The sequence below is a fragment of the Arsenicibacter rosenii genome (assembly GCF_001870735.1).
Lineage (GTDB): Bacteria > Bacteroidota > Bacteroidia > Cytophagales > Spirosomataceae > Arsenicibacter > Arsenicibacter rosenii.
This window is the reverse complement of record NZ_MORL01000211.1, coordinates 1-767: the sequence shown is the minus strand read 5'-3', so window position 1 is coordinate 767 and position 767 is coordinate 1. Positions and strand designations below refer to the sequence as shown.

The 767-nt window shown below is 37.0% G+C and carries 2 protein-coding genes; both read right to left on the bottom strand.

Annotated features, from left to right (window positions below):
* Positions 1-316 (bottom strand): cyclic nucleotide-binding domain-containing protein (locus tag BLX24_RS30880; protein ID WP_143092962.1); only part of this gene is annotated, 316 nt, incomplete at its 3' end.
* 115 nt (positions 317-431) lie between these two features.
* Positions 432-767 (bottom strand): helix-turn-helix transcriptional regulator (locus tag BLX24_RS30875; RefSeq protein WP_143092961.1); only part of this gene is annotated, 336 nt, incomplete at its 5' end.

Genomic DNA, 767 nt, shown 5'->3' with positions numbered 1-767 from the left:
CATTGATTTTTTCACGGGAAATCTGGTAAATAACGGAAGGTTCTGTAACAATGACGGAAACTGAAGGAGGACGCGATTCAAGAAAAGACATTTCACCTACTACTTCACCGGCTTCAAGCCTGGCGATACAGTCGTTATAATTATTGTTGGTACAAACAACCAACTGCCCCGATAAGACAATATACAAACTGTCGATAGCTTCTCCTTTATTAATTAGCCGGTCACCGGTTTCTAACATTAATTTGTTGCCGTTCTGGAGCATCCATTCTACATCTCTATCATTAAGATGGCCTAAAAAATACAGTACCCGTTTCATAATAAATGGTTTATAATGTGTATTGATTTGATTTATACAAACGTATGCTAAGCTATGCTGAATATTCTGCCAAATACACTGCCAAATCTGCCAGATATGTATCCACTATTCAGGGTTACCGTAATAAGCCTAAGAGATTTTTTGGGGCAATGCTATATTGTTCTGTGAATATTTTTGAAAAATAATGAACATCTTTATAACCAACAGCATAAGCAATTTGCGACACAGATTGTTGTACATAGCTGTCAATCATTTGTTTTGCTTTATGCAGGCGAAGTATACGAACGTATTTATTTGGTGTCAAAAAAACCAGATTCAATATTTTGCGATGTAATTGTCGTTCGCTAACGGCCAGTTTATACGAGAGCTCGTACATATCCAGGTATTCCTGACTAATGCTACCGTAAACTTCTTTTTCAAGGCTTACTAACCAGTCTTGATCTACTCTGGT